We start from the raw sequence: 19,476 nt of genomic DNA, 5'->3' as shown, positions 1-19,476 counted from the left end.
CGCTTCGTGCGCGCGCGGCCGCCACGCGCTGCGCACGGCCGTCGCGCGTTCGCCGTCGACCGAGATGTTCATCGCGGCGCATCGTTCGGTCACCTGTCGATCCCGCGGCTGTCGTCAGACGATTGCGCGGCGCAATTGCACAGGCCGTTGGTCAAAAGGAACTCGGCGAACCGGATGCCGAAAGCAGGAAAGGGGCATCGCGCTCGCGCGCGACGCCCCTTCGCATCGGCCGGCGGCCGTAGCCGCTCGCATCCGTCAGTTGTAGATATCGAACGAGAAATACTTCTTCGCGATCCGCTGATACGTGCCGTCCTGAATCAGGCTCGCGAGCGCCTGGTTGATCTGCGTGCGCAGCGCGTCGTCATCCTTGCGCACGCCGATCGCGGAGCCGACGCCGAGCGTCTTCGGATCGTGCAGCGGCGGCCCCGCGAATTCGAAGTTCGCGCCCTTCGCCGTCTTCAGGAAGCCGAGATCGGCCTGCACCGACGATTGCAGCGACGCGTCGAGGCGCCCCGCAATCAAATCCTGATAGACGAGATCCTGCGTCTGGTACGTGCGCACGATCACGCCCTTCGGTTCCCAGTACGTGCGCGCATAGGTTTCCTGCGTCGACCCCTGCTCGACGCCGACGCTCTTGCCCGCGAGCGACCCGGCCGTCGGCTGCAGGTTCGAGCCGCGTCGCGCGACGAGGCGCGGCGGCACGTTGTTGATCTTGTCGGTGAACGCGATCTGCGCGAGGCGCTTCTCGGTCACGCTCATCGACGACAGCACGCCGTCGAACTTGCGCGCCTTCAGCGCGGGGATCATCCCGTCGAAGGCGTTCTCGACCCACACGCAGCGCACCTTCATGCGTTCGCAGATCGCATTGCCGAGATCGATGTCGAAGCCGACGAGCTTGCCGTCCGGCGCGAGCGATTCGAACGGCGCGTAGCTGGGATCGACGCCGAGGCGCAGGACGGCCGGGTCTTTCGCGGCGGCGGCGCCTGCCGTCAGCGCAAGCGCGACGGCGATGACGAGTTTTTTCATGATTGTCTCCAAGATCGATTGATGTCGTGTGCGGTGAAGCGAATGCGGCCGGTGGGCGTGATGGCCCGCGCCCGGCCATGCGCGGGCGGCTGGACGAGCGCCGGAAGATGCCGGCGTTCGTCCGGATCAGGGAATCCGGTGGTTCGGTGTCAGCGCGCGGCGCCGGCGATGCGCGCCATGTTGCGGCGGTAGCCGGCGGGCGAGAACGCGGCATTCAACGCGGCCATCGACGCGATCACGCCGACATGCAGCCACCACGCGATCGCGAAGCTGCCGCCCGCGTCGCGCAGCCAGCCGATCAGCCAGGGGCTCGCGGCGACGATGAGGAAGCCGATGCCCTGCACGAACGCGGCGAGCGCGCCCGCGAGCCGCGCATCGGGCACGTGGTCGAGCGTGACGATCAGACTCATCGAGAAGAAGCCGCCGAGCCCGACGCCGACGCTCGCGACCCACAGCCCCGGCGCGAGCGCGGGCATCGTCGCGAAGCCGACGAAGCCGATCGTCTGCAACGCGAGCGTGAGCCACAGCACGGGGCGGCGATCATACGAGCGTTTCGCGAGCAGCGGCATCGCGAGCGCGCCGGCCGCCTGGAACAGCGCCATCCACGCAAGCAGGTTGCCGCTCGCTTGCGCGCTCAGGCCGACGCTGCGATAGAACGCGGGCAGCCATGCGACGACGCTCGCGTAGCCGCTGTTGCTGAGGCCGAAGAACAGCGCGAGTTGCCATGCGCGCGGAATCCGGACGAACGCGGCGACGGGCGCCGAAACCGTCGCGGCATGCACCGCGTCGCGCGGCGCCTTCGCGCGCCACAGCGCGAGCGTGACGAGCGCGGGCACGGCCCAGACGGCGAGCGACAGATGCCAGCCGCCGTGCGCGGCGAGCCACGGGCTCGCGACCGCGCCGAATGCACCGCCGCCGACCAGCGCGGCCGAATAGAGGCCCATCGCGAGCGGCAGCCGATCGACGAACCAGCGCTTGGCGAGGCCCGGCGCGAGCGACTGGACCACCGCGACGCCCGCGCCCGCGACGATCGCCGTGACGACCAGCCCGATGCTGCTGCCGGTCCACAGCCGCGCGGCGCAGCCCGCGGCGATCAGCGCCAGCGCGGTGGCGAGCGCGCGCTGCTCGCCGACGCGTCGTGCGAGCCCGACGCCGACGCCGGCGACGACGCCCATCAGCACGAACGGCAGCGTGGTCAGCAGCGCGGCCGCGCGGAAGCCGAGGCCCGTGTCGGCACGCACGATGTCGAGCACGGGGCCGAACGCGGTCAGGAACGGACGCAGGTTGAGGCCGGCGAGCACCAGCAACGCGAGTGCGCCGCAGGATACGGAAGCCGCGTGCGGGCGGGGGACGGCTTGCGCGGTGCCGGGGTCGGTCATCGGAATGCTCCAGGCGGGCCGGTGGCCCTGTGATGCGATGCCGAAAGGGTAAAGGCGCGCTTGCCCAGGTGAAAATTAAATATTCGACTGGGTGTCAGTGCGGATTGCGATGGCGCGGCGCCGCGCGCAACTTCGACGCGCTACGCAGCCGGCAGGTGCGGTTCGCCGGCCCGTTCGCGGGCCTTTTCACGCGCGGCGACGAGCGTCCGGATGCGTGCACGATCGGCCGGCGTCGCCGGCGTGAAGATCACGAGGCTCAGGTCCGGGCGGCCGGTTACCGAGAACGCGGAGTATTCGAGCGCGATCCTGCCGGCCTGCGGATGACGAATCTCCTTCGTTCCTTCGTCATGCGAATGGATGTCGTGGTCGCGCCACATCGCATCGAACTCGGCGCTCGTCGCGCGCATCTCGTCGATGAACGTCTGCACGGCCTGCGTCGCCCCGCCGCGCGCGATGTCGGCGCGAAACGCGCCCACCGCGAACCGCGCGACGCGTTCCCAGTTCTGCTGCGCGTAGCGCACCCCGGCATCGACGAAGATCAGCCGCAGGATGTTGCGCGCGGGCGGCGGCAGCGTTGCATAGTCGGTCAGCGTCGCGGCGGCCGCGTCGTTCCACGCGACGACGTCCCACGTCGCCGTGCGCACGATCGCGGGGCTGGCGTCGAGCGAATCGAGCACGTGCTGCAGGCGCGGCGTGACGTCGCTGCTCGCGTGATAGCGCACCTCGGGCGGATGGCCGAGGCCGATCAGGAACAGATGCTCGCGTTCGGCGTCGTTGAGCAGCAGCGCGCGCGCGAGCCGGTCGAGCACGTCGGCCGACGGCGCGCCGCCGCGCCCCTGTTCGAGCCACGTGTACCACGCGGCGCTCACGTGCGCGCGCTGCGCCACTTCCTCGCGCCGCAGGCCCGGCGTGCGGCGGCGCACGACGGGCAGCCCGAGCGCGGCCGGATCGAGTTTCTCGCGGCGGTCCCGAAGGTACGCGCCGAGCAGGTTGTCGGATGCGTCAGCCATAGCCTGTTAGTTCGTTTACCGGTAAACCGTCACGTCTTCACCGCGCGCGACGGTCGACAGATAGTAAGCCTCTCATTCATTCGGAGGTGTCGAAATGCGTGTCTTTGTAACGGGAGCGTCGGGTTTCGTCGGCTCCACGGTCGTTGCGGAACTCGTGGCCGCCGGGCATGCGGTGCTCGGTCTCGCGCGTTCCGACGCGGCCGCCGAGGCGGTCGCGGCAGCGGGCGCCGAGGTGCATCGCGGGTCGCTGGAGGATCTCGACAGCCTGACGCGCGGCGCCGAGGCCGTCGACGCGGTGATCCACACGGGGTTCAATCACGACTTCTCGCGCTTCGCGGAAAACTGCGAGCTCGACCGCCGCGCGATCGAGACGATCGGTGCGGCGCTCGCGGGGTCGGCGCGGCCACTGATCGTCACGTCGGGCCTCGCGCTCGTCGCGCCCGGCCGCGCGGCGACGGAGGACGATCCGCACGTGCCGGTGTCGGCGACCTATCCGCGCGCGTCGGAAGCGACGGCGGCCGCGCTGGCCGCGCGCGGCGTGTGCGCGTCGGTCGTGCGCCTGCCGCCGTCCGTGCACGGCGACGGCGATCACGCCTTCGTGCCGCGCCTGATCGCGCTCGCGAGGGAGAAGGGCGCGTCGGCGTATCTCGGCGACGGCGGCAACCGCTGGCCGGCCGTGCACCGGCTCGATGCGGCGCGCGTGTACCGGCTCGCGGTCGAACGCGGCGCGTCCGGCGCACGCTATCACGCGGTCGACGATACGGGCGTGCCGTTTCGCGCGATCGCGGACGTGATCGGTCGCCGGCTGAACGTGCCGGTCGTGTCGAAATCGGCCGCGCAAGCGGGCGAGCACTTCGGCTGGTTCGCGATGTTCGCGGGAATGGATGCGCCCGCAACGAGCGAGCGCACGCGCGCGCTGCTCGACTGGGCACCGGTGCAGCCGGGACTGCTGGCCGACATCGACCGGCCGCGGTACTTCGAGACCTGATGCGCGAATGCGCGAATGCGCGGGGCGTGCCGTCGTTTTCGGCCGGCACGCCCGTCGCGCGTCATTCGACCGGATGCAGGTCCTGCAGCAGCGTCGGCACGAGCTCCGACACGGTCGGGTGGATGTGCATCGCGCGGCTGATCGTCGTGTACGGCGCGCCGGCGGCCATCACGTCGAGCAACCCGTGCACGACCTCGTCGCCCGTCACGCCGAGGATCGACGCGCCGAGGATCGCATGGTTGTCCGCGTCGACGATCACCTTCATGAAACCCTGGCTCTCGCCTTTTTCGACCGCGCGGCCGACCCGCGTCATCGGCCGCGTGCCGACCAGCAACCGGCGGCCGGTCTGCCTCGCTTCCGCGAGCGTCATGCCGACGCGGCCGAGCGGCGGATCGATGTACATCGCGTACGCGGCGATGCGGTCGGTCACCTTGCGCGGATCGTCGTCGAGCAGGTTGGCCGCGACGATCTCGTAGTCGTTGTACGCGGTGTGCGTGAATGCGCCGCGTCCGTTGCAGTCGCCGAGCGCCCAGATGCCGGGGACGTTGGTGCGCAGTTGATCGTCGACGGTGATGTAGCCGCGCGCGTCGACCGCGACGCCGGCCTGCTCGAGCCCGAGATCGTCGGTGTTCGGCACGCGGCCGACCGCGAGCAGCAGGTGCGAGCCCGCGACCTCGCGGCGGCCGCCGGTGCAGTCCAGGCCGACCGCGACGCCGTCGCCGTCGCGTCGCGCGGTCAGGCAATTCGCATCGAGCTGCACGTCGATGCCTTCGTTCGCGAGAATCTCGTGCACGGCCTGCGAGACGTCCTCGTCCTCGCGCCGGATCAGACGCGATCCTTTCTCGACGATCGTCACCTGCGAGCCGAAGCGGCGGTACATCTGACCGAATTCGAGCCCCACGTAGCTGCCGCCGACGATCACGAGATGCTCGGGCAGGAAGTCGACGTCCATCATCGTCGAGTTGGTCAGGTACGGGACCGAGTCGAGGCCCGGCATCGGCGGAATTTGCGCGCGGCCGCCGACGTTGATGAAGATGCGGTCGGCTTCGAGCATGTCGTCGCCGACGCGTACCGCATTCGCCCGCTCGAATCGGGCATGACCCTGAAACACGGTCGTGTTCTCGAGCCCGCGCACCCATTGTTCGACGCCGTGGTTCGAGCGCCCGGAAATCCGGTCCTTGCGCGCCTTCACGGCCTTCATGTCGACGCTGACGGGGCCGACCGACACGCCGTATTCGGCCGCGCGACGTGCAAGCTGCGCCGCGTACGCGCTCGCGATCAGCGTCTTGGTCGGAATGCAGCCGGTGTTCACGCAGGTGCCGCCGAAGCGGCCGCGCTCGACGATCGCCACTTTCATGCCGGCGCCCGCGAGCCGCGCGGCGAGCGGCGGACCGGCCTGGCCCGTGCCGATGACGATCGCGTCGAAGTGTTGCGTCATGACGTCCTCCTGCGCTGGTTCAACGTGGGAAGGTGGGCGCGCAAGACGCATGCCGCGTCGGCGCGCGTCCGAACGGCGACGAGCGCCTATGGTAGACCGGTTGGCGGGGGGGAGGCGAGTTACGCCGATGCAAGCGGCGGAACATGGTCCGCCGACGGTTTCTCAGTCCTTGCGCCGCCATTGGTCGAACGTCACCGGCCGGTGCGCATCGGCGCGCGTGACGGTGACTTCGTCGGGCTTGTCGTCGAGCGGAAACGACTCGGTGTAGATCTCGCTGGCGAACAGCCAGCCGTGCGTGCGCGGGTCGTAGCGGAACGTCACGTAGTCGCTCCAGTGCTGGCCGCACGCGACGAAGTTCTGCACGGTGAAATAGCGGCCTTTCACCGAGAGGCCGCTGTCGGCGGCGTCTTCCGGATCGAACGGATCGCACTGGCCGCCTTCGTTCGCGCGCAGGACCACGTGGTCGTTGCGCGCGGCGAGCCGGTACGCGTGATCGCGCCGCTCCTCGAAGATCAGCAGCGGACGGGGCGACGGCTGCCCGCGCGAATCGGCCGCGCGATGCACGACGACGAGAAAGCTGCGCCGTCCTTCGCCGAGGTCCGGCCCCGCTTGCGCGACGAGCGGCTGGAAGCCGGACGGCAGTTGCGTCGCGATGGATTGCGGCAGGCCGTCGGCCCATGCGCCGGGCGACAGCGCGGCGAGGAGCGCGAGGAGCGCGCGGCGCGCGGTCGTGCCCATCACAGATCCCGCCCGAGAAACGCGGTGCCGGGCACCGGATTGAACGCCACCGGCGGCGCGGGCGTGAAGCCGAGCGAATCATACAGTTGCCTTGCAGCGGCGAATTCGGGCAGCACGTCGAGACACATCCGCGCATAACCGGCCGCCTGCGCGTCGCGCAGCAGCCGTTCGACGAGCTGGCGGCCGACGTTCAGCCCGCGCGCTTCGGGGCGCACGTACACCCGCTTCATCTCGCACGTCGTCGCGTCGATTTCGCGAAACGCCGCGCAGCCGACCGCGCGCTCGCCGCGCCATGCGAGCAGCAATTGCCCGCGCGGCGCCGCGTATTTTCCCGGCAGCGCGGCGAGCTCGGGCTCATAGTCCTGGAACGCGAGGCTGACCGCGGGGCTCGCGATGTACTCGCGGAAAATCGCTTCGACGACGGCGGCATCGTCGGGATAGCGGGCGGCGCGGATCTCGATCATGGGGGCGTGGCGCGATGGCGGAAACGGCACCCAGCATAGCAGCGCGCGGGTGCTTCCGGCGGCCCGCGAAGCGTGCCAGAATCGTCGACTTCACCGTCGGGAATCGACACGCAGGCGCCGGCGCTTCGGCGTCGCTGATCAAGGAGACTTCGATGACTGCATCGGCTGCCGTACTCGCCATTCTGGCCGCGCTGTGGCTTGGCGCGATGATTCCGGGCCCGAGTTTCGTGCTGGTCGCCCGCAATTCGATCGGCTTGTCGCGCCGCGACGGGCTCGCGACCGCGCTCGGCATGGGCGTCGGCGGGATCGCGTTCGGCGGCGTCGCGCTGGCCGGGCTCTACACGCTGCTGCAGGCGGTCGAATGGCTGTACGTGGGCCTCAAGCTCGCGGGCGGCGCATACCTGATCTACATGGCGTCGAATATCTGGCGCGGCGCCGACCGGCCGATCGCGATGGACGATTCGCAGGCCGTCGTCGCCGGCAGCGCGCGCAAGTCGTTCTGGACCGGCCTCACGACCCAGCTCAGCAACCCGAAGACGGCAATCTGGTACGGCAGCATCTTCGCGGCGCTGTTGCCGCAGCATCCGCCGCTCTGGTGCTACCTGGCGCTGCCGCCGCTCGTGTTCGGCGTCGAATTCGGCTGGTACACGCTCGTCGCGCTGTGCTTTTCGACCCGCCGGCCGCGCGAACTCTACCTGCGCGCGAAGAAGTGGGTCGATCGCGTCGCGGCCGGCGCGATCACGCTGCTCGGCCTGCGGCTGATCCTGAACGCGCCGAAGGCGGGGATCTGACGTCAGGCGGTCTCGCCGTTGCATTCCCGACCGGCATGCCGCCACGGCCGGTCATTCCGGCACGTGGCGTCGCGGATGGAGCCACGGCTTCGAATCACCGCCACCCCGGACGCGCATGCGCGCGTCACGCCGCCGGAAACCGTTCGAGCAGGGCCGCGAACCGCGCGTCATCCGGAAACGCCGTCACTTCATACCGCACCGGCCGGTGCGCGGTGGCCGTCATCAGGTCGCCGCAGGCGTCCCGCAGCGCGGCCATCGGCACGTGGGCCGACTGCCGCGTCGCTTCCCGATAGAGCACGACGATGTCCGTCTCGGGCAGCAGCGTCGGCACGCCGTCGCTCCACACGCCGACGCTGAACAGCTCGCCGTTCTGCCGCCGGTACACGGTGTACGACGCCACGAAGACGTCGATGCCGTCCCGCTTGTGGAGGTCGTCAAGCAGCGTCCGCTGATCCTGGTAGTCGCCCGCGAGCTCGTCCACGCGCAAAGCGTGCAGCTTCGCTTCCAGCCCTGCCGGAACGAAATTCCGCCACGCGGCGCCGTCCCAGCGCAGCATCAGCGGCGGCAGCGGACGCGGCTGCGCGCGCGCCTGTTCCGCGAGTTCGACCATCGTCGCGAGCCCGGCCGCGTTGCGGTCGCCGGTGAGCAGCAGCACGGCCCGGTTCGGCGCCATCACCACCGGCGCGCCGGAGATCGGCTGGCGGTGCAGCAGGTCGGTCAGCAATAGCCGCGCCGCGTCGTAGTAGTCGCCGAACTGCGACAGGAACACGCCGTCGCGCAACGCGGCCCACGGCGTCGACGACGCACCGCGCAGGTTGTCGATCGCGATGTCGCATGCGTCGTCGAAGCTGACGCCCCATTCGGCGAGCCGTGCGCTCGTCAGCCGCGCGACGCTGAATTCGCCGTCGTACGCGATGCCGATCTCGAGGTTCTCGCACAGCGTCCGGAACGCGACTTCCGACGCGGCGGGCTGCCCGGCGAGCTGCAGCGCGACCGTGCCGCGCTCGGTCGCGCTGCGGATCACGGGGCGCAGCCGCGCGCGGACGTCCGCGAAGTTCGCCGGAATCTCGTGCTGCATCATCGCGCTCGCCTGGCGCTGCAGCGTCGCTTCGCGCTCGGCCGGCTTCGCGTCCGCGTAGTCGCGGAACAGGTTGTGCAGGTTGATGATGTTCGACGGGACATCCGCTTGCACGAGACGGCCCTTGTCGTCCTCGTGAAGCCACTCGCGCGTGTCGCCGGTCGCGCGCAGCGCGGCGATCAGGCGGGCGGCGAAATCCTGCCGGGTTGGCGGTTTGCTGAAGCGCTCGCGCAGGCGCGCGACGAAGTCGGAAAGCATCGTGAGCGGTCGGGCAGGCCCGTCTGTTATCAGTCGTTGTCATGGGCGGCGGCGCCCGTCTCCCGGGGCGCCGCCTGCGTCCCGCGGATATCGGCCGGATATCCATGTGCGTCCGGCGGCCCGCGCGCCGGCTGCAAATCGACGCGGGCCCGCATCGGGCGCGAATCGCGCGGCGGGTGTCGCGATGGTACCGCACGTCAGTGACGGAAACGCATGCGCGCGAACATTATGGTCCGGCGTGAACCGGCGCCCGCCGGGGCGGCTTCGGAGACCGTCCGGATGCGTGGCCGGCGCCGCGCCGGCGCACCGGGAATCCCAGGCGATCGGCCCGCGAGCCTTGTGCTGCGGGCGTTCGGGCCGGTTGGGCGGCATGCCGGGGCGGGCCGCTTCCCCGATTCTGGCGGTCGACCTCCCGACGACGTGTAAACTGCTGCCTTTTTTGACGGTTTGCAGCATGGTGCAAGCACCCCCGCGCCCGGCACTGAGCGGCCCGACGCTCGTCCGGCTGCTCGCGCGCCTGACCGATGCCGACGTCGCGGAATCCCGGCAGACGCTGTCGGACCGCCTGAGCCAGTGGCTCGGCTGGACCGACGCGATCACGCTGTCGTCCGCGCTGAATGCGAGCCCGCCCGGCGTCGCGGCCGGCGTGCGTGGTTACGACGCGGAGCGTGACTGCGCGCGCGTGCGCCACGACCTCGCGCAGGCGATCACGGCCGCCCACCGCCCGCGCACGCGGCGGCGCCCCGGCGAGTTGCCGCCGCCGCCCGCCGAGACGGCCGACTTCGCCGATTTCCGCCAGAGCTGTCTGTCGCTCCAGCAGGAAATGGAGACCGCGATCGGCCAGTTGCGCGGCCGCCTGCGGGTCGCGGTCGCCGCGCGCTCGTCCGGGATGGCGCGGCTCGCGACGCTCGACGCGATCATGGAGCGCGTGCTCGGCGCGCGCGAGCGCAGCCTGCTGTCCGCCGTGCCCGCGCTGCTCGGCACGCGCTTCGAGCGGCTGCGCGACGCGGAACGGCAGGCGCTCGCCGACGCGCAAGCGGCGGCCGACGCCGATGCCGACGGCGACGCACCGTCCGTCGCGGCGATCGTGCCCGGCACGTGGCTCGACACGTTCCGCAACGAGATGCAAAGCATCCTGCTCGCCGAACTCGAAGTCCGGTTTCAAACGGTAGACGGGCTGCTCGCGGCCCTTCGTACCTGCTAATCCCTACGCTATGTCCAGAATTCGTCTTGATCTCGTTGTCTTCATCGCCGGTCTGCTCGCAGTGTGCTGGATCGGCGTCGGCTATATCGCGTCGAACCCGCTCGCGACGGCCGTCACGCTGCTGATCGGCGCGTGCTACGTCGCCGGTGCGTGGGAACTGCGGCGCTACCGGCAGGCCACCGCCGCGCTGTCGCGCGCGGTGGCCGGCCTGACCGAACCGCCGGCGAAGCTCGACACGTGGCTCGATACGCTGCCGCCGGGCCTGCGCGGGGCCGTGCGGGCACGCGTCGAAGGCGCGCGCGTCGCGCTGCCGGGGCCGTCGCTCACGCCGTATCTGGTCGGCCTGCTCGTGCTGCTCGGCATGCTCGGCACGCTGCTCGGGATGGTCGTGACGCTGAAGGGTACGGGCGCCGCGCTCGAAAGCGCGACCGACCTCGACGCGATCCGCGCGTCGCTGATCGCGCCGGTGAAGGGGCTCGGTTTTGCGTTCGGCACGTCGATCGCGGGTGTCGCGACGTCCGCGATGCTCGGCCTTCTGTCCGCGCTCGTGCGCCGCGAACGGCTCGACGCGGGCCAGCAGCTCGACGCGAAGATCGCGACGACGCTGCGCGTGCATTCGTCCGCGCACCAGCGCGACGAATCGTTCCGGCTGCTGCAGCGCCAGGCCGACGTGATGCCGGCGCTGGTCGACCGGCTCCAGACGATGATGACGACGCTCGAGGCGCGCAGCGTCGCGCTGCACGATCGCCAGATCGAAAGCCAGCAGGCGTTCTTCGATCGGACCGAGCGCGCGTATGCGGGCCTGGCATCGAACGTCGGCGACGCGCTGAAGGAAAGCGCCGCCGAGAGCGCGCGCGTGGCCGGTGCCGCGTTGCAGCCGGTCGTCGCGGCGACGATGGCGGGGCTCGCGCAGGAGATGGCCGCGCTGCGCGACACCGTGACGGGCGCCGTGCAGCGTCAGCTCGACGGGCTGACCGACGGTTTCGAGAAGACCACCGGGAACGTGACGGCCGTCTGGAATCGCGCGCTCGACGAGCAGCGCCGCGCGGGCGATGCCGTCGCGCAGCAACTGCAAACGACGCTCGGCCAGTTCACCGACACCTTCGCGCAGCGTTCGACGGACCTGCTCGACGGCGTCGCGACGCGCCTCGAATCGACCGAAAGCCGGTTGTCCGATGCGTGGCGCGATGCGCTCGCGCGCCAGGAGCAGGTCGGCGAGACGCTGGCCGGCCAGCATGCGCAGGCGCTCGGCGAAGCCGCCGCGACGTTCGAGCGGCATTCGGGCGCGGCGCTTGCCGCGATGCGCGAGTCGCATGCGGCGCTGCAAACGCAATTGGCCGCGCGCGACGAGGAACGCCTGACGGCGTGGAATGCGTCGCTGACCGCGATGGCCGCGAAGCTCGGCGACGAATGGCAGCGCGCGGGCGCGCACAGCGCGGGCCGTCAGCAGGAAATCTGCGATGCGCTGGCGCAGACGACGCGCGATCTGACCGCGCAAGCGTCCACGTTCGAACAACGTTCGAACGACCTGTTGTCGACGATTCGCGAATCGCACACGGGCCTGCAAACGCAACTGGCCGCGCGTGACGAAGAACGTCTGGCGACGTGGAATGCTTCACTGGCGGCGATGGCGACGAAGCTCGGCGACGAATGGCAGCGCGCGGGCGCGCACAGCGCGGGCCGTCAGCAGGAAATCTGCGACGCGCTCGCGCAGACGACGCGCGATCTGACCGCGCAAGCGTCCACGTTCGAACAACGCTCGAACGATCTGCTGTCGACGATTCGCGAATCGCACACGGGCCTGCAAACGCAACTGGCCGCGCGCGACGAAGAACGTCTGGCGGCGTGGAATGCGTCGCTGGCCGCGATGGCGACGAAGCTCAGCGACGAGTGGCAACGTGCGGGCGTGCACAGCGCGGGCCGACAGCAGGAAATCTGCGATGCGCTGGCGCAAACGACGCGCGATCTCACCGTACAGGCGTCCACGTTCGAACAACGTTCGAACGACCTGTTGTCGACGATTCGCGAATCGCACGCGGGCCTGCAAACGCAACTGGCCGCGCGTGACGAAGAACGTCTGGCGGCGTGGAATGCGTCGCTGGCCGCGATGGCGACGAAGCTCGGCGACGAATGGCAGCGCGCAGGCGTGCATAGCGCGGGCCGTCAGCAGGAAATCTGCGACGCGCTCGCGCAAACGACACGCGATCTCACGGCACAGGCGTCCACGTTCGAACAACGTTCGAACGACCTGCTGTCGACGATTCGCGAATCGCACGCAAGCCTGCAAACGCAATTGGCCGAACGCGACGAAGCACGCCTGTCCGCATGGAACGACTCGCTCGCTGCCATGGCCGCCGCGCTGCGCGACGAATGGGCGCGGACGAGCGCGCAGGCCGCGACGCGCCAGCAGGACATCTGCGACACGCTGACCCGCACCGCGAACGACATCACGGCCCAGGCGCAGGTGCACGCGAGCGACACGATCAACGAAATCTCGCGCCTCGTGCAGGCCGCATCCGAAGCGCCGAAGGCCGCGGCCGACGTCGTCGCCGAGCTGCGCCAGCGTCTGTCCGACAGCATGGTGCGCGACACCGCGATGCTCGAGGAGCGCAGCCGCCTGCTCGCGACGCTCGAGACGCTGCTCGGCGCGGTCAACCACGCGTCGACCGAGCAGCGCACCGCGATCGACGCGCTCGTCAGCACGTCGGCCGACCTGCTCGACCGCGTCGGCGCGCGCTTCAACGACACCGTCGACGCCGAAACGCGCAAGCTCGATTCGGTGGCCGCGCAGGTCACGGCGGGGGCGGTCGAGGTCGCGAGCCTCGGCGATGCATTCGGTGCGGCCGTGCAGGTGTTCGGCGAATCGAACGACAAGCTGCTGAACCACCTGCAGCGTATCGAGGCCGCGCTCGAGAAATCGCTCGCGCGCAGCGACGAGCAGCTCGAGTACTACGTCGCGCAGGCGCGCGAGGTGATCGATCTGAGCATGATGTCGCAGAAGCAGATCGTCGAGGACCTGCAGCAGATCGCCGGTCGGCGGGCATCGGTCGGAGCGTAACGCATGCACGACGAAATCGACGACGGCGCGCCTTCCGCGCCGGTATGGCCCGCGTTCGCCGACCTGATGTCGGTGTTGCTCGGTGCATTCGTGCTGATCCTCGTCGGCGTGATCGGCATGCAGCTGCAGCTCACGTCGAAGCTCGAGGAAGCCGTGCGCGCGCGCCAGCAGGAGGCGCAGCAGCGCAAGTCGCTCGAAGAGGCGCTCGCCGGGCCGCTCGCGGCCGGCCGCGTGACGCTCGTAAACGGACGCATCGGCATCAGCGGCAACGTGCTGTTCGCGCTGAACTCCGACCAGCTGCAGCCCGAGGGCCGCGATCTGCTGAAGACGCTCGCCGCGCCGCTGGCCGCGTACCTGAAGACGCGCGACGAGATCCTGATGATCAGCGGCTTCGCCGACGACCAGCAGGTGCGCGCCGGCAACCGCCAGTTCGCGGACAACTGGGAACTGTCGGCCAAGCGCGCGCTGACGGTCACGCGTGCGCTGATCGACGCCGGCGTGCCGGCGCCGTCGGTGTTCGCGGCCGCGTTCGGCTCCGAGCAGCCGGTCAGCTCGAATGCGGACGATGAAGGCCGCGCGAAGAACCGCCGCGTGGAGATCGCGCCGGTGCCGCGCAAGACCGCATCGAGCGGAGGGAAGGCGAAGTGACGGACGACGCGACGCATGTGCGCGCGACGCTCGACGCGTGGCGCGAGCAGGGCGCCGACCGGCTGGATCAGGTGCGCTTCCATCGGCTCGACGCGCTCGAAAAGCGCGCGGCCGTGCTCGACGGCGACGCGCGCGCGTTGCTCGATGCGCGGCTCGCGACGCTGCTGGAAGGGTTTGCGGAGATCGTCTCGCGAGCCGGTGAGACGGCAGCCGCGAGCGAGACGGCGCAAGCCGCCGCCCGGGCGCCCGCGCGCGGCCTGCTCGGCGGGCTCGTCGAGCAGCTCGCGCGCGATGCGCAGGCCGATCGAAGCGGGATCGATCCCGAACTGATCGACTACTTCCGCACGACGTGGTCGAAGGTCCGCACCGAACAGCAGTATCGCCAGTCGCTCGACCAGGTGCCGCGCAACGCGGGGCCGCTCAATTCGAACAGTCTCGTGCATCGGTCGCTCGCGACGATGCGCGAATTGTCGCCGGAATACCTGCAGCAATTCATGTCGTACATCGATGCGCTGGCGTGGCTCGAGGATCTCGCCGGCGGCGGCGCTCAGCCCGAGAAGGAAGCGCCGCGCGCGAAGGTCGCGAAGCCGACGAAACCCGCGAGGAAGACCACGCGCGCCAAGGCGCGATAACGCACGCCTTCGGCCGGCCGCCGCGCGGGTTGTCGTCTAGCGACCCGGCGCCTGTGCGTCGATCGCCGCGCGCAGCGCGTGCAGCGCGTCGGTCAGCGCCGACGCGAACGGCGGATGCGCGGCGATGCCCGCCGCGTCGAGCCGGCTGCCGAGGATCGGCAACGTGATCGACGCGCGCTCGACGATGCACGCCGACATCACCGACAGCGTTTCGCGCAGCGCCGCGTCCGCATGCGTCGCGCGCGGCGACGCGTTCAATACCGCGACCGGCTTGTACACCACGGCCTCGCATCCCACGACCCAGTCCAGCGCATTCTTCATCACGCCCGTCACGCCGTGCGCGTATTCCGGGCTCGCGATCAGCACGCCGTCCGCCGCGTTCAGCCGCTCGATCAGGTCGCGCACCGCGGCCGGCGACGGATATTCGGTATCGGGATTGAACAGCGGAAACTCGCCGAGACGATCGAAACGCGTAATGCGCATCCCGCGCGGCGCGACGCGTGCGGCTGCGTCCAGCAGCGCCGCGTTGTACGACTGCGCACGAAGGCTGCCGCACAGCGCGACGATGTCGATGCGGCGTTCGGAATCGGTTCGGAGTTCGGTAGCCATCAAGGAGCGTCGGGGAGGGTGGCTTGCGCGGCGACGCCGCGCGAATCCGACGGATTATCTCATCGGTGCGTGAGCGACGTGGCGCGCGTTCGCGATGCGGTGCAGGCGATGCCAGTCGCGTCCTTCCCGCGAAAACTTCACGTCCTGACGCTCCGCGGCGAGCGTATCGATCATCCCGGTTACGCGCGTCAGGTCGCCGAGTGTCCATCCGTTGCCGAGCAACAGCCGGCGCGTATGCAGCGCACCGTACACGTCGTCCGCGACGGCCTCGCCGAGATAGCGCAGCGCGCGGCCTTCGACGTCGACGAAGCCGTGCCGGTAGTCGTGCGCGAGCGCGGTCCAGAGCTGCGCCGCGCCGATCGACTGACGTGCGCCGCTGATCAGGCACAGGCCCGCGTCGAGGCCCCATCGATACAGCGTCGTCGCGAGCCCCTTGCGTTGCGCGGACCCGCGCAGCCGCGTGTGCGGCGCGCGCAGGTAGCGGTCCGCGCGGCGCGGCAGTTCGGGGAGCCGGTTGAAGATCGTGTAGCCGGCGAGCTGCCGGGCCGACGGATCCTCGACGTAAAGGAAGTATTCGCCGTCGGCCTCGCGGTGGCGGACGATCAGGCCCGAGTCGCCGAGCGCGACGGCCGGCAGGCCGTGCAGGCGATGGCCCGGCTGGTGCAGACGCGCGTAGAGCGTGTCGAGTTCATCGTCGATGTCGTGCTGGGAATGCTGTACGTCGATACGCATGGCAAAAGGCGCCCGTCCCGGGCGCATCGAGAAAGGGGTTCATCGCAAACGGGAAAAGGAAATGGCAGCGGCCCCCGGGCTCGGCGAGCGAGCCGGGGCCGCGAATCAGCTGGGGATGTGCTGGAAACCGGCGGCGATCGCGGCGAGGCCTGCGATGCAGAGTGCGAACAGGATCAGGACTTTGTGGATCACGCCTCTCTCCTCATGAACGCGCGGCGCCGAATGCGGCGCCGCGGAGACGGTGATGGCGGGCACGGCCCGCGCGGCCGTCGTGCGGGACGACGGTCGGAGGTCCGGGCGGCAGGCGCGCGGACGGTCAGCACCATACGCGACGAGCACGGGGCGGGCAATCGGACTGCGGGAGAAAAGCGACGAAACGCGGCGAATCGGGGTGTTTCGCGACAATTGGTCGCAAGGGGGCGCGCGTGTCGATGCCGTTTGCCGGCGGTTGTCTCGAAATCACATACTGCCCGGCTGCCCGTCGCCGCCTCACACCGCCTGCCGCACCCCGAACGCCTGCCTGATTCGCGCGAACAACCCATGCTGCGCGATCCACTCGGCATACGCGCGATAGTCAGGATCACGCATCAAATGACGCTCCTCCGTCTTCGCCCGCGTGTAGTAAATCAGATTGACCGCGACGAGCCCCGCGCAGTGCATGAGCCCGACCTGCCAGCCGAGCGGTTCGACGAACGGCACCGACACCATCCAGTACGACAGGTTCTTCGTGATGTACGCCGGATGCTTCGTGAAACGATACGGGCCCGACGTGATGATGCCGCGGTTCGTGAGGTTCGAGAAACGCAGCCCGAACGAGATCGTCGACAGCGCGTAGGTCATCAGCAGCAGGATGATCGCCGCACCCCAGATCACGCGCAGCGTCGGCGCGGACAGCAGCCAGTTGTCCCAGAACAGCGAGCCTTCGTAGCGGATGTAGTTGTTCGAGATCAGCGACCAGAACGGCTGGTAGCACATCAGCGCGGCGACCCAGCCGAGCGTGGTCGGCTCGACGGTGCGCACGTGGCTGTCGAGGATGCGGAACGTGCACAGATAGCCGACGGTGCCGAACATCAGGTCCATCGTGAACGACAGGTCGTACAGGAATACGAACGTCGCGAGCGTCATCGGCGCGTGCAGCGCGTTCGCAAGCGACGCACTCAGGTGATCGGCATCCTTCGACAGGTAGACGGTCATCAGCGGCAGGAAGAACGCCTTCACGCCCCAGCCGGCGAGCATCTCGCGCACGGGCTGCCAGCTCGCGGGCTTCTCGCGGCGAAACAGGTAGCGGCCCCACAGCAGGTACGCGTCGTCGGTTTCGCGCTGGTGGCGATCCATCCACGCGAAGTAGAACGGCGCGGCGACGATCACGTACGGCGCGAGCGAGCGCAGCAGCGACCAGAACGGCAGGTAGAACGCGCCGTGATATTCGGGCAGCAGCCAGTAGATCATGCCGATGCCGGCGTAGATCGACGTCAGCGCGCCGAGCCGCGTCGCGACGCGAGCGAGCCCGAGCGGGCGCACGGCCTGCCGCGACAGTCCCGCGCTCGGGCGCAGGTAGACGCGCGAGATGAAGATTTCGTGCAGCGCGATCGTGCCGATGATCGCGAGGCTCGCGATGACCGCGCGCGTGGCCGCGTCGAGGTTCGGCTGGTCGCGCGTGATCCACAGCGCGAAGAGGCCGGCCGCGATGCCGAGCAGGCCCGCGCGGAATGGCGTGGCGGAACGGGGCGGGCGGTCCTGGACCGCGGCGATGCCGTCGAGCGTGGAGTTCATGATCGGATCCTCGTCGGGATGAGGGCCGGCGCCCCCGCCTGGCGGGTGGCGCCGGCCGTCGGCCGGGCTTTGGATTGGTATGTGCCCGGCCACTGGCCTGTGGTTCTGATAGGTGAAGCGTTACTTCTTCGGGACGGCGCCGAGCAGACCGCCGAGCAGGTTCGTCACCGGTGCCAGCAGGTTGGTCGCGCCAGCCGTGGTGGTGCCGTTCGAACTGCCGGTGAGGCCGGCCGTGACGGCGCCGCTGCCGGACGGCGTCGTCACCGTGCCGGCCGCGCCGCCCGGGCTGGCCGTGCCGAGCGCACCGAGCGCGCCGGCCGGCGAGGTCAGCGAGCCCGTCAGCGTGCCGACCGGGCCGCTCGTCAGCGCACCGCCGAGGTTGCCGGTCAGGTTGCCGCCCGGTGTCGTGACCGTGCCGGTGAGGCTTGCGCCAAGCGGCGTCAGCGAGTTGACGAGGCCGGTGACCGGTGCAAGCAGGCCGCCGATGCCCGAGCCGCTGGTACCGCTCGTGCCGCTGGTGCCGCCCGTACCGCTCGAACCGAGACCGCCGAGCGCGCCCGTCACCGTGCCGAGAAGGCCCGTGATCGGCGCGAGCGGGCCGCCGCTGGTGCCGCTCGTCCCGCTGGTGCCGCCGGAGCCGCTCGAGCTGCTGCCGCCGCCGAGCCCGCCCGTCAGCGTCCCGAGCAGGCCGGTGATCGGCGCGAGCGGGTTGGTGCCGCTGCTGGAGCTGCCGCCGGACAGCAGGCCGCCAGCCGACGACACCGTGTTGCCGAGCTGGGACACGCTGCTGCCTGCGCTCGTGCCGACCGGGTTGCCGGTCGCGTTGCCGACCTGCGTACCGGCGAGGCCGAGGCCGCTGCCGAGTGTGTTCAGCAGGCCGCTGAGCGGAGCGCCGAGCAGGGTCGCGCCGCCGAGCATCTGCGTGGCGCCAGGCGTCGTGACGCCGCCGGTCAGCGTGTTCGTGATCGGGTTGATCACGCTGCCGAGCTGCGTCTCGAGTTGCTGGACCGGCGCGCTGTTCAGCGCGGTGTTCAGCGCCGATGCGGTCGAGTTGACCGCGGTGCCGACCGTGTTGACCAGACTGCCGACCAGGGTCGTCGCCGGCGCGAGCGGCGACAGCGGACCGGTACCGAGGCTCGTCACCGCGTTGCCGAGGTTGTTGACCGCGCTGCCGGCGCCGGTCAGCAGGCCGGTGGTCGACGTGAGCGTCGGGCCGAGCGGGTTCGGCGACACGCCGATCGAGCCGAGGCCGGCCGCGACGCCGTTGCCGAGCGACTGCACGCCGTTGCCGAGGCTGGTGACCGCGTTGCCGATGCTGGTGGCCGTCGTCGGGTTCGTGCCCGGAACTTGCACGCCGCCGATCTGCGAACCGCCGTTCGCGACCGTCGTGCCGAGTGCCGTGACGAGCGTGCCGGTTTGCTGGATGACGTTGCCGAGCGGGGTGACGTTGGTGCCGGAGGTGCCCGAGGTGCCGGAGGTGCCGGAAGTGCCCGAGGTGCCGGAAGTGCCCGAGGTACCGGAGGTGCCCGACGTGCCGGAAGTGCCGGAGGTACCCGAGGTACCGGAAGTGCCCGAGGTACCGGAAGTGCCCGAGGTACCGGAAGTGCCCGAGGTGCCGGAAGTGCCCGAGGTACCGGAAGTGCCCGAGGT

18 protein-coding genes and 1 pseudogene are annotated in these 19,476 nt (G+C 70.1%); 7 read left to right on the top strand and 12 right to left on the bottom strand.

Annotation, left to right across the window (positions count from 1 at the left end; genetic code table 11):
* Positions 1 to 255: 255 nt before the first annotated feature.
* The 3 genes from WS45_RS28540 to WS45_RS28530 form a co-directional block, all read right to left on the bottom strand.
* Positions 256 to 1,026 (bottom strand): ABC transporter substrate-binding protein, encoded by a 771-nt coding sequence (locus tag WS45_RS28540; protein ID WP_059601335.1) that lies wholly within the window; start codon positions 1,024 to 1,026, stop codon positions 256 to 258.
* Positions 1,027 to 1,175: 149 nt separating this feature from the next.
* On the bottom strand, positions 1,176 to 2,405 hold the full coding sequence (locus WS45_RS28535) for a cyanate transporter (RefSeq protein ID WP_059702759.1): 1,230 nt from the start codon (positions 2,403 to 2,405) through the stop codon (positions 1,176 to 1,178).
* A gap of 140 nt (positions 2,406 to 2,545) precedes the next feature.
* Positions 2,546 to 3,415, bottom strand: a complete 870-nt coding sequence (locus tag WS45_RS28530; RefSeq protein ID WP_059702758.1) for a helix-turn-helix transcriptional regulator — start codon at positions 3,413 to 3,415, stop codon at positions 2,546 to 2,548.
* Between the two features lie 94 nt (positions 3,416 to 3,509).
* Here WS45_RS28530 and WS45_RS28525 point away from each other — a divergent pair, with 94 nt between their 5' ends.
* A complete protein-coding gene (locus tag WS45_RS28525) occupies positions 3,510 to 4,403 on the top strand; it encodes an SDR family oxidoreductase (RefSeq protein WP_059702756.1) in 894 nt (297 codons plus the stop codon).
* A 61-nt stretch (positions 4,404 to 4,464) separates the two neighbouring features.
* Here the strand turns inward: WS45_RS28525 and WS45_RS28520 are convergent, their stop codons facing one another.
* From WS45_RS28520 to WS45_RS28510, 3 genes are all read right to left on the bottom strand, one after another.
* Positions 4,465 to 5,841 carry an FAD-containing oxidoreductase gene (locus WS45_RS28520; protein ID WP_059702755.1) on the bottom strand — a complete coding sequence of 459 codons (1,377 nt, stop codon included), beginning with the start codon at positions 5,839 to 5,841 and terminating at the stop codon, positions 4,465 to 4,467.
* A 162-nt stretch (positions 5,842 to 6,003) separates the two neighbouring features.
* Complete coding sequence (locus WS45_RS28515; RefSeq protein WP_059690307.1) at positions 6,004 to 6,579, bottom strand: hypothetical protein; 576 nt, start codon at positions 6,577 to 6,579, stop codon at positions 6,004 to 6,006.
* On the bottom strand, positions 6,579 to 7,043 hold the full coding sequence (locus WS45_RS28510; protein WP_059702753.1) for a GNAT family N-acetyltransferase: 465 nt from the start codon (positions 7,041 to 7,043) through the stop codon (positions 6,579 to 6,581). The genes WS45_RS28515 and WS45_RS28510 overlap by 1 nt, the downstream gene beginning before the upstream one ends.
* 152 nt (positions 7,044 to 7,195) lie before the next feature.
* Between WS45_RS28510 and WS45_RS28505 the strand changes: the two genes are divergently transcribed.
* Entirely contained in the window at positions 7,196 to 7,834 is a 639-nt protein-coding gene (locus tag WS45_RS28505) for a LysE family translocator (protein ID WP_059702751.1), read from the top strand.
* A 124-nt stretch (positions 7,835 to 7,958) separates the two neighbouring features.
* Here WS45_RS28505 and WS45_RS28500 read toward each other — a convergent pair whose 3' ends face one another.
* Positions 7,959 to 9,170: a hypothetical protein gene (locus tag WS45_RS28500; RefSeq protein ID WP_059531953.1), complete on the bottom strand. Its 1,212-nt coding sequence runs from the start codon at positions 9,168 to 9,170 to the stop codon at positions 7,959 to 7,961.
* Between the two features lie 454 nt (positions 9,171 to 9,624).
* Here WS45_RS28500 and WS45_RS28495 point away from each other — a divergent pair, with 454 nt between their 5' ends.
* The 4 genes from WS45_RS28495 to WS45_RS28480 are packed head-to-tail and all read left to right on the top strand — an operon-like array spanning position 9,625 to position 14,712.
* Entirely contained in the window at positions 9,625 to 10,374 is a 750-nt protein-coding gene (locus WS45_RS28495; RefSeq protein ID WP_059702749.1) for a DUF3348 domain-containing protein, read from the top strand.
* A gap of 10 nt (positions 10,375 to 10,384) precedes the next feature.
* On the top strand, positions 10,385 to 13,432 hold the full coding sequence (locus WS45_RS28490; protein WP_059702747.1) for a DUF802 domain-containing protein: 3,048 nt from the start codon (positions 10,385 to 10,387) through the stop codon (positions 13,430 to 13,432).
* Positions 13,433 to 13,435: 3 nt separating this feature from the next.
* Positions 13,436 to 14,080: an OmpA family protein gene (locus WS45_RS28485; protein WP_059531940.1), complete on the top strand. Its 645-nt coding sequence runs from the start codon at positions 13,436 to 13,438 to the stop codon at positions 14,078 to 14,080.
* Positions 14,077 to 14,712, top strand: coding sequence for a DUF2894 domain-containing protein (locus tag WS45_RS28480; protein ID WP_059702744.1), 636 nt, complete (start codon positions 14,077 to 14,079; stop codon positions 14,710 to 14,712). The genes WS45_RS28485 and WS45_RS28480 overlap by 4 nt, the downstream gene beginning before the upstream one ends.
* Before the next feature lie 36 nt (positions 14,713 to 14,748).
* Here WS45_RS28480 and WS45_RS28475 read toward each other — a convergent pair whose 3' ends face one another.
* The 5 genes from WS45_RS28475 to WS45_RS28455 all read right to left on the bottom strand — a co-directional run bounded on the left by WS45_RS28475 (position 14,749) and on the right by WS45_RS28455 (position 19,179).
* On the bottom strand, positions 14,749 to 15,321 hold the full coding sequence (locus WS45_RS28475; protein WP_059702742.1) for an NADPH-dependent FMN reductase: 573 nt from the start codon (positions 15,319 to 15,321) through the stop codon (positions 14,749 to 14,751).
* A gap of 54 nt (positions 15,322 to 15,375) precedes the next feature.
* Positions 15,376 to 16,053: a histone acetyltransferase gene (locus tag WS45_RS28470; RefSeq protein ID WP_179950405.1), complete on the bottom strand. Its 678-nt coding sequence runs from the start codon at positions 16,051 to 16,053 to the stop codon at positions 15,376 to 15,378.
* Positions 16,054 to 16,158: 105 nt separating this feature from the next.
* Entirely contained in the window at positions 16,159 to 16,308 is a 150-nt protein-coding gene (locus WS45_RS35450) for a hypothetical protein (protein ID WP_156437332.1), read from the bottom strand.
* A gap of 234 nt (positions 16,309 to 16,542) precedes the next feature.
* Positions 16,543 to 17,826: an isoprenylcysteine carboxylmethyltransferase family protein gene (locus tag WS45_RS28460; protein ID WP_059531926.1), complete on the bottom strand. Its 1,284-nt coding sequence runs from the start codon at positions 17,824 to 17,826 to the stop codon at positions 16,543 to 16,545.
* Positions 17,827 to 17,946: 120 nt separating this feature from the next.
* Positions 17,947 to 19,179, bottom strand: a complete 1,233-nt coding sequence (locus tag WS45_RS28455) for a collagen-like triple helix repeat-containing protein (protein ID WP_059690298.1) — start codon at positions 19,177 to 19,179, stop codon at positions 17,947 to 17,949.
* Here WS45_RS28455 and WS45_RS36470 point away from each other — a divergent pair.
* Positions 19,124 to 19,476 (top strand): annotated as a pseudogene (locus tag WS45_RS36470) (highly repetitive protein); the annotation flags it as partial. The gene WS45_RS28455 and the pseudogene WS45_RS36470 sit on opposite strands and share 56 nt — an antisense overlap.

It is taken from the genome of Burkholderia sp. RF2-non_BP3 (assembly GCF_001522185.1).
In the GTDB taxonomy this organism is placed as follows: Bacteria; Pseudomonadota; Gammaproteobacteria; order Burkholderiales; family Burkholderiaceae; genus Burkholderia; species Burkholderia diffusa.
Note: the sequence above shows the minus strand (reverse complement) of the source record. Positions and strands in the feature narration are given on the sequence as shown.